We start from the raw sequence: 8,143 nt of genomic DNA on the forward strand, positions 1-8,143 counted from the left end.
TTTTTAGTAGGGGCCTTTAGCTCAGTTGGTTAGAGCGTCCGGCTCATAACCGGCAGGTCCGGGGTTCGAGTCCCTGAAGGCCCACCATTAAATAATAAGATTAGAATCATATTTAAATTGTTAGAGTGTAGTATTCAAAACTATGATTTTATCTAAAATACAGGGGTGTGGTGAAGTGGTATCACAGTGGTCTCCAAAACCATTAGTGGGGGTTCGATTCCCTCCACCCCTGCCAATTTCATAAAATTTTACAATGATATATTACAATGTTCGGGGTGTAGCGCAGTTTGGTAGCGCACGTGGTTTGGGACCATGGGGCCGGGGGTTCGAGTCCCTCCACCCCGACCAGTAAAAAATGATGGGCTTGTAGCTCAGGTGGTTAGAGCGCACGCCTGATAAGCGTGAGGTCGGTGGTTCGAGTCCACCCAGGCCCACCATCAAATATTTAATTTTATTGTAGAATTTTTAAGGGCCTTTAGCTCAGTTGGTTAGAGCGTCCGGCTCATAACCGGCAGGTCCGGGGTTCGAGTCCCTGAAGGCCCACCATTATGCCCAGATAGCTCAGTAGGTAGAGCAGGGGACTGAAAATCCCCGTGTCGGTGGTTCGATTCCGCCTCTGGGCACCATATCACCATATGAAGTATAAGCGAGATAATATTATCTCGCTTATACTGTTTTTTGGGCTCTTTGTCAATAGTTTTGCAGGCTCTTTGGGCTCTTTGTTAATAGTAATGGGGGGGGTATTTAAAGGGGCCCTAGGCACTATTATGACAATAGATTGAAGTTCTTGTACTTAAGTTCTAAAGATATTATACTATAATTATATAGGAATAAGATTTAGTCAACATATATATGCGAATAAAAAGTAACAGATATTTTGAATTAAAGAAATTTAATGACTAATGGTATAGGATACTTACATCTTTATAGCAAAAAAATAAAATGAAAGGAAATAATGATGATTTATATTGTAGAGGATGATAAGAATATACGCGAATTAGAGTGCTACGCATTGGAAAGTAGTGGTTATTCAGTTAAATCCTTTGAGACCAGCTCAGATTTTTATGCAGCATGTATTGAACAATTACCAGATTTAGTTTTGTTGGATATTATGCTGCCTGATGAAGATGGGCTAGATATTCTAAGAAATCTACGAAATCAAGAAAAAACAAAAGATCTTCCAATAATTATGATAACAGCTAAGAGCACTGAATTAGATAAAGTAAAGGGGTTAGATTCAGGAGCTGATGACTATATAACTAAGCCTTTTGGTATTATGGAATTGATTTCTCGAGTTAAAGCTCTATTAAGAAGAACTAATCAAGCAAATAATTCAAATATATTTAGCTTTGGAAATATAACACTTGATGCTGAAAGACATAGGGTGACAGTAGAAGGTGAAAGGTGTGAATTAACATTTAAAGAATTTGAACTACTGAAGTATTTGTTGCAAAATCAGGGGATAGTCTTGTCAAGAGAAAGAATAATGGAACAAGTATGGGGCTTTGACTTTCAGGGAGAAAGCAGAACAGTTGATATGCACATAAAAACATTACGTCAAAAGCTTGGTTTAAGCGGAAAACTTATTAAAACTGTCCGAAATGTTGGATATAAAATAGGGGACTGATATGAGAAAGAGAATTAAACTTAATTTGTACCTTGTAGGTGGAATATCTATTTTGCTTACTGCTATACTTACTATGCTAGTATATTATGGTCTCATTAAGCAACAAACTCAAAAGGAGTTAAGGAATTATGGACAATTATTAGAGCAAAATTATATACTTGATAAACAAAATATTATTCCTGAATTAGAAATAAGAGTTACATTTATTGAACCTGCGGGTAAAGTTATATATGACACCAGTACGGATGCCAGTAAAATGGATAACCACAAAAATCGTCCTGAAATAATGGATGCTCAGAAAAAAGGTGTAGGTGAAGCAATTCGTTATTCAAACACTTTAGCTGACGATACAATTTACTATGCTATTTTATTAGAAGATGGCAATATCTTACGTATTTCAAAGCAAATCCATAGCATTTGGAGCTTATTCCTTGGAGTTTTTCCAATTATTATAAGTATAGGAGCTATGGTTTTTCTATTATGTCTTTTGCTTTCTAATGCTTTAACTGATCGTATTATCAGGCCCATTGAAAAAATGGTTGATAATATTAACACGCTGGACAATAGTGTAGCTTATGATGAGTTGATTCCATTTACCAAAAAAATTAGAGAACAAAACATACATATTTTAAAGCAAATTGAACATATAGAGCAGGAAAAAAATAAAATTCAATTGATAATAGAAAACATGTCTGAGGGTTTTTTATTACTAAATACAGACAAGATTATATTGTCAATTAACCATAGTGCTATTCGTTTACTCTATGCAAAAGATACAGATTATTTAGGTAAGAATATTTTATATCTGTCAAGAAATGAGATGTTAAACAACAGTATTGATTATGCAGTTAAAGGTGAAAGTATATCGACAGATATTTTTATTAATAGCAGGTATATACAGATTTTTTCTAATCCTGTTTATGAAAAGGATAAAATTATAGGCGTTATGTGTATTCTTTTAGATGTTACGGCAAAAAAAGAAAGTGAAAAAATAAGAAGAGAATTTACAGCCAATGTATCTCATGAACTAAAAACACCTCTTACTACTATTTCTGGATATGCTGAGCTAATTGAAAATGATATTGCAAGAAAAGAAGACATTAAGGGCTTTGCTACAAAAATACGTAGTGAAGCTACTAGGCTGATATTCCTTATAAACGACATAATAAAACTATCTGAATTAGAAGAGCCTAAGACTGATTTGCAGCTTGAGTATGTAGATTTACTAGAGATAGCAATAGAATGCGAAAATATGCTTACTATACCTGCACAAAAAAAGAATGTAAAAATGAAGGTTTCAGGCGAATCATGTAAAGTACTTGTTGATAGGAACATGATAGAAGAGCTTATCTATAACCTTTGTGATAATGCCATTAGATATAATAAACCTAATGGTACTGTAACTGTAACTGTGAAATCTAAAGATAAAAGTACTATATTATCAGTAGAGGATACAGGCATAGGAATTCCAGAGGAACATCAATCACGTATATTTGAAAGATTTTATCGTGTAGATAGGAGCCGAAGTAAAGCTACTGGCGGAACAGGGTTGGGATTATCTATTGTGAAGCATATTGTGCAACAGCATAATGCAAAAATAACTCTAAGCAGTGAAGTTAATGTTGGAACGAAAATTACAGTCATATTTACTACCTAACTGATTTCTTCAATCAGTTAGGTAGTATTTAGTTTTTGTGAAACTATCTATTAATACTATAGTTACATGGAATCCACTTTAATTATTTGATATAATTTACTAAAATGCTTAAAAGTTCTACTTATTGTACAAATGGAAAGGAAGATTTATATGGAAGTTATTAGACATACCTTAGATGAGCAAATTGATATTCCAAACTCTCTTAAGAGAGAGTTATCAGATAAAAAGTTCTGCTTTATTGATATTGAAACTACTGGATTTAGCAGAAAATATAACTATATAATTTTAATTGGAATTCTATATGCTGAAAACTCAAAAATAGAAGTGATACAACTATTTGCAGACAATAAGAAAGACGAACATAATCTACTACGTAGATTTATTAACTATATAGTAGACTTTGATGCAATAATATCTTTTAATGGAGATGCCTTTGATATACCTTTTATAAATTCAAGACTCCAAGAAAATAATATTGGCTATGAAATAGATAAAAAACTAAGTCTCGATATCCTAAAGGTTATTAGGAGTAAGAAAGATCTGTTAGGCTTAGAAAAGTGTAATCTTAAAAGCATAGAAAAAGCCTTAGATATAAATAGAGAAGATACTATAAGTGGTAAAGAAAGTGTAGAACTATATAGCGAGTATGTCAATTCAAAAAACAATAATATTAAAGAGATTATTCTAAGACATAACTATGAAGATATATACAATCTGCCCAAAATATTAAAGATTTTTGATATTATTGAAGATAAAAGTGTTATTAAATTTAGTATTGATTTTTTAAATCATATTATTAATATATCTATTGATGTTGAGAACATTAATCATAAGGGAAATATTTTGTATATTGAAGGAACTACTGATACTTCGAAGTTTGAAGATGAAGTGCATTATGGTACCACATATACTTTTAAATGGTATCCACAAACAGGGATATTCCAAATTGGACTAGAGATTAAAGATGGAAAGTTATCAGATGGAAGTAAATGTATGTATTTTGATTCAAGGAAATTTAATATAAACATTGGTGAGGTTAATAAAAAGAATTACAATTTACCAGATAATATAATAATACTTAAACATAATGGAAATTTTGTGGTAGATAATATTGAGTTATTAGCAAGATGTATTTGGCAAGAGTTTAAAATAATTAATTGAAATATAATTGAAAAGAGGAAAATACATGTGGAGTAAAAGCGAATATATACATGAAATAAGAAAAATTGCAAAGGAAGCATTAGATAAAATAGATAAAGAACAATTATCAAATTACAATATGGGAGTTAAAAGCATTTTGTATTATATTGGGAAATCTGTATTAAGTATAAAGTATCTAAAAGAAAATGAAAAATTACAAGCCGATAAAATTAGCTTAGAAACAGTTGAAGTGATTTTTTCGAAGATATCGTCAAATATTTTTAAGGCAGAAGAATTGTTTGTAGACTGTTTGTTACTTGATGACGAATTTAAAGCTGATATTATAAAAATACTTAAAAGTCTAGATATAGACAAATTAGAAAAAATCTCACTAGGAGAGCTATACGAGGCTTTTATTACTAATAAGCATAGAAAATTATTAGGACAGGTTTATACTCCAGAGTATATAGTAAATCACATGATTTCATTAGGCATATCTGAGGAAGCGATTACTGAAAATCCCTATTTTAGTGTAATTGATCCAGCCTGTGGTGCCGGTTATTTCTTATTAGGTGCTTATGATAAAATTAAACAAATATTTGAAAAAAATTATTCAGAAATTATTAGAAGATATCCTGAGCTTGAAAATGAGTTGAAGGAAGGAAGCCACTTTTTTATTTTGAAAAATAACCTTACAGGGTTTGATATAGACCCTTTTGCTGTATTTATGACTAAAGTATCTTTAATTCTAAAGGGAAATATTAAGAATCATATCCAAACTAACATATTTAATAAGGACATACTTTTAGAAAAAGATTATAATTTATTTAACTTTCAAGAAGAATCTATGTTAGAAGAAAGTAATAAAGAAAAATATGACTTGGTTATTGGTAATCCACCTTATATAGGTCATAAAAACATTAACAAGGAATACAGAAAAAAGCTTCAATGTGAGTATTATGACGTTTATATGGATAAAGCAGATATTTCTTACTGCTTTTTCAAAAAAGGTTATCAATTACTTAAAGATAATAGCAAGCTAATCTACATTACATCAAGGTATTTCTTAGAAGCACCTTCAGCTAAAGGTCTGAGAAAGTTTTTGAAAAGTAATTATAAAATAGAAGAGATTCTAGATTTCTATGGAAGAAATATATTCAAGGGGATAGGTATTAGCCCAGTTATTTTAAAAGCTGTAAAAACTAAGTCAAGCAATGAAGAGATATTAGTTTATAGAGACAAAGACAATTTGTCTTCGAAAAAAACAAAGCTAGAACTCAATAAAGATTTTGAGAAATACTACTCTTTTCAAGATGATTTACAGGATAGTGGATGGCTTCTTGTAAAAGAAGAGGAAAGAGAATTATTTGCTAAAATAGATACTCAAGGAGAATACTTTTTAGACCAGATATGTATATGCAATCAAGGGATAATAACTGGCTGTGATAAGGCATTTATAGTAGACGAAAACACAATTGAAAAAGATATGCTTGAGAAAGATATCTGTAAACCTTGGGTAAAAAATAGTGAAGTGAGAAAATATAGAAGTATTAAAAGTAAAAGATATATTTTATACACAAACCTAATTGAGGATTTAAATGCTTATGAACGAACTGAAAAGCACATATCACCTTACAGATATAGGCTTGAGAAAAGAAGAGAATGTTTAGCAGGCACACGACGGTGGTATGAGCTACAGTGGGGAAGAAATATTGAAATCTTTAAGCAGCCTAAAATTCTATTTCCTTATAAGGCATCAACAAATGAATTTACAATAGAGTATAGAGAAATGTGCTGCAGTGCAGATGTTTACATACTAAGTTTAAAAGATAATTTCAAAAATGAAATATCGTTAGAATACTTATTGGCGTTTTTGAATTCATCGTTATTTGAATATTATTTTAAATCAGTTGCTAAGAAGCTGAATGAAGGTATGTATGAGTACTATCCTAATAAGTTGATGACATTAAAGATTAAGCTAGGAACAGAAAGAAATGTAATAGAAAATAAGGTAAAAAAAATAATGAAATTATATAATGATTCTTTCCAGACTGAGAATAATAAAGGGAACAAAGAACTCAATAATGACGTTAAATATAGAAACAATGAAATAAAAAAAGAAATTGAATATCTAAATGACTATTTTTTTAAAATATATAAGCTAAATAAAAATGAAATTGATATCATAAGAAAATTTGTAAAATCATTATAAAAAAACTTACAGGGGGGATTTCATGAAAATAAAGAAAATAATAATTACAATATTTACATGCTTATTATTACTATTTAGCATAAATATAACACATGCAAGGATCTACTTTTATGATGTTTTTGGGCATTGGGCTGAAGATGCTATAATGTGGGGAGCTAATACTACGAAGCTGTTAAATGGATATGAAGATGGCACATTTAAGCCTGATGGCAATATAAGTAGAGCTGAATATGTGTCTTTATTATACAGAACAGCAAAAAAGCAAGGAATGATCAATGACCAACTGCCAATGGGAGATTGGCTTGCATATAAAGATGTGGAGAAAAGCTTTTGGGCATATGACCACATATCTAAGATTAAATCGTTTGTAGATAATGAAAACAGCTATGTTAAATTTAAAGACATATTTCCTGGAGACAATTTTTTTCCTAATGAAAAAATAACTAGAGAAGAAGCAGCAGCTTTAACCTATTTTTTTACATCTACACCAGTAGAATTAAGAGATATTAGTTTTACTGATATAGATACGGACTATAAGTATATTGACCAAATCACAGCACTAGCTAGAAATAAAATTATTTTTGGTAATCCGGATGGCACATTTAGACCAAAAAGTAATATTACTAGAGCAGAGACAGTTACTATTATTAAAAGATTGTATAAAGATATGGAATACCATAAGAAATCCTATCTTGGAGATATAAAGCTTATAGAAAGTGATAACACCTTTTTGGTTTATCCTTTGTTTGGAGACTATGTAAGTAGAAAACTTGACACTAATGATTTGCTTTATAAAAGAGCAATTGAAACGCTTGAATACAAGTCTTTAGTTGGTATTATACCTTTTGAAGAGCAACACTTATATGATTCAGATCCTATAAGAACTATAGAGGAATTAAAGAAAAACGATTATAGTAATGTTATTGGGGTTAACTACTATTTAATTGAGTCTGAAAGTAAAATCTATAACGATAAAACACAGCTAGCAGAAGATATATTATACTCATATCTAAATGGTGCTTCTATAAGTGATGATGAACTATTACTTATTTTTCAAAAAATTTTTAACTTAGTAAAAGATACAGATTTAACCTTAAAAGCTTTAGAGCAATGGGAAAACTCAGCAACAAGTGAAAAGGCCAGTAATAATGCATTATTTATGAGATCTAAGGCTTATATGATTGCAGGGAATGCTAATGAGGCAATAAAACTGTATGAAAATATTAATAGCTCTGATCCTAGTATTAGAATGCTACAACTAATGAACTATGGTCACATACTTATTACATCAAATAAATATAACGAAGCAGAAAATGTTCTAAGAGAGGGATGGGAACAAATCAAAAGTTCAGAATCCTATAAAGTTAATAGCAGAAAATTTGATGAACAGTTTATTGGAGCTTTAAAAGAAGTTCTTAGATTGAAACAAATTAACTAAAATTCATATATAAATAGATACCTCCAAAGTCGACAAAGTAATTAAAATACTAAAGTCAACTTTTGGAGG

5 protein-coding genes and 6 tRNA genes are annotated in these 8,143 nt (G+C 30.4%); all 11 read left to right on the top strand.

Features of this window, described 5'->3' with window-relative positions; genetic code table 11:
* The first annotated feature begins 10 nt into the window (after positions 1-10).
* The 11 genes from DW1_RS05385 to DW1_RS05435 all read left to right on the top strand — a co-directional run bounded on the left by DW1_RS05385 (position 11) and on the right by DW1_RS05435 (position 8,074).
* Positions 11-87 (top strand) — tRNA-Ile (locus DW1_RS05385).
* Between the two features lie 74 nt (positions 88-161).
* A tRNA-Trp gene (locus DW1_RS05390) sits at positions 162-235 on the top strand.
* 36 nt (positions 236-271) lie between these two features.
* A tRNA-Pro gene (locus DW1_RS05395) sits at positions 272-348 on the top strand.
* Between the two features lie 12 nt (positions 349-360).
* Positions 361-437 (top strand) — tRNA-Ile (locus DW1_RS05400).
* Positions 438-469: 32 nt separating this feature from the next.
* Positions 470-546: transfer RNA gene (locus DW1_RS05405), tRNA-Ile, on the top strand.
* A gap of 4 nt (positions 547-550) precedes the next feature.
* A tRNA-Phe gene (locus DW1_RS05410) sits at positions 551-626 on the top strand.
* A 332-nt stretch (positions 627-958) separates the two neighbouring features.
* Complete coding sequence (locus DW1_RS05415; RefSeq protein ID WP_347499705.1) at positions 959-1,627, top strand: response regulator transcription factor; 669 nt, start codon at positions 959-961, stop codon at positions 1,625-1,627.
* 1 nt (position 1,628) lies between these two features.
* Positions 1,629-3,284 carry a sensor histidine kinase gene (locus tag DW1_RS05420; RefSeq protein ID WP_074349599.1) on the top strand — a complete coding sequence of 552 codons (1,656 nt, stop codon included), beginning with the start codon at positions 1,629-1,631 and terminating at the stop codon, positions 3,282-3,284.
* Between the two features lie 150 nt (positions 3,285-3,434).
* On the top strand, positions 3,435-4,445 hold the full coding sequence (locus tag DW1_RS05425) for a ribonuclease H-like domain-containing protein (protein WP_074349600.1): 1,011 nt from the start codon (positions 3,435-3,437) through the stop codon (positions 4,443-4,445).
* 25 nt (positions 4,446-4,470) lie between these two features.
* Positions 4,471-6,636, top strand: coding sequence for an Eco57I restriction-modification methylase domain-containing protein (locus DW1_RS05430; protein ID WP_143474365.1), 2,166 nt, complete (start codon positions 4,471-4,473; stop codon positions 6,634-6,636).
* Between the two features lie 22 nt (positions 6,637-6,658).
* Positions 6,659-8,074, top strand: coding sequence for an S-layer homology domain-containing protein (locus tag DW1_RS05435; RefSeq protein WP_074349601.1), 1,416 nt, complete (start codon positions 6,659-6,661; stop codon positions 8,072-8,074).
* The last annotated feature ends 69 nt before the right edge of the window (positions 8,075-8,143 follow it).

The sequence above is a fragment of the Proteiniborus sp. DW1 genome, from assembly GCF_900095305.1.
GTDB lineage: Bacteria > Bacillota > Clostridia > Tissierellales > Proteiniboraceae > Proteiniborus.

Coding starts and splice junctions, on each gene's coding strand:
- DW1_RS05415 (WP_347499705.1), top strand. CDS start 959: ATGATTTATATTGTAGAGGATGATAAGAATATACGCGAATTAGAGTGC.
- DW1_RS05420 (WP_074349599.1), top strand. CDS start 1,629: ATGAGAAAGAGAATTAAACTTAATTTGTACCTTGTAGGTGGAATATCT.
- DW1_RS05425 (WP_074349600.1), top strand. CDS start 3,435: ATGGAAGTTATTAGACATACCTTAGATGAGCAAATTGATATTCCAAAC.
- DW1_RS05430 (WP_143474365.1), top strand. CDS start 4,471: ATGTGGAGTAAAAGCGAATATATACATGAAATAAGAAAAATTGCAAAG.
- DW1_RS05435 (WP_074349601.1), top strand. CDS start 6,659: ATGAAAATAAAGAAAATAATAATTACAATATTTACATGCTTATTATTA.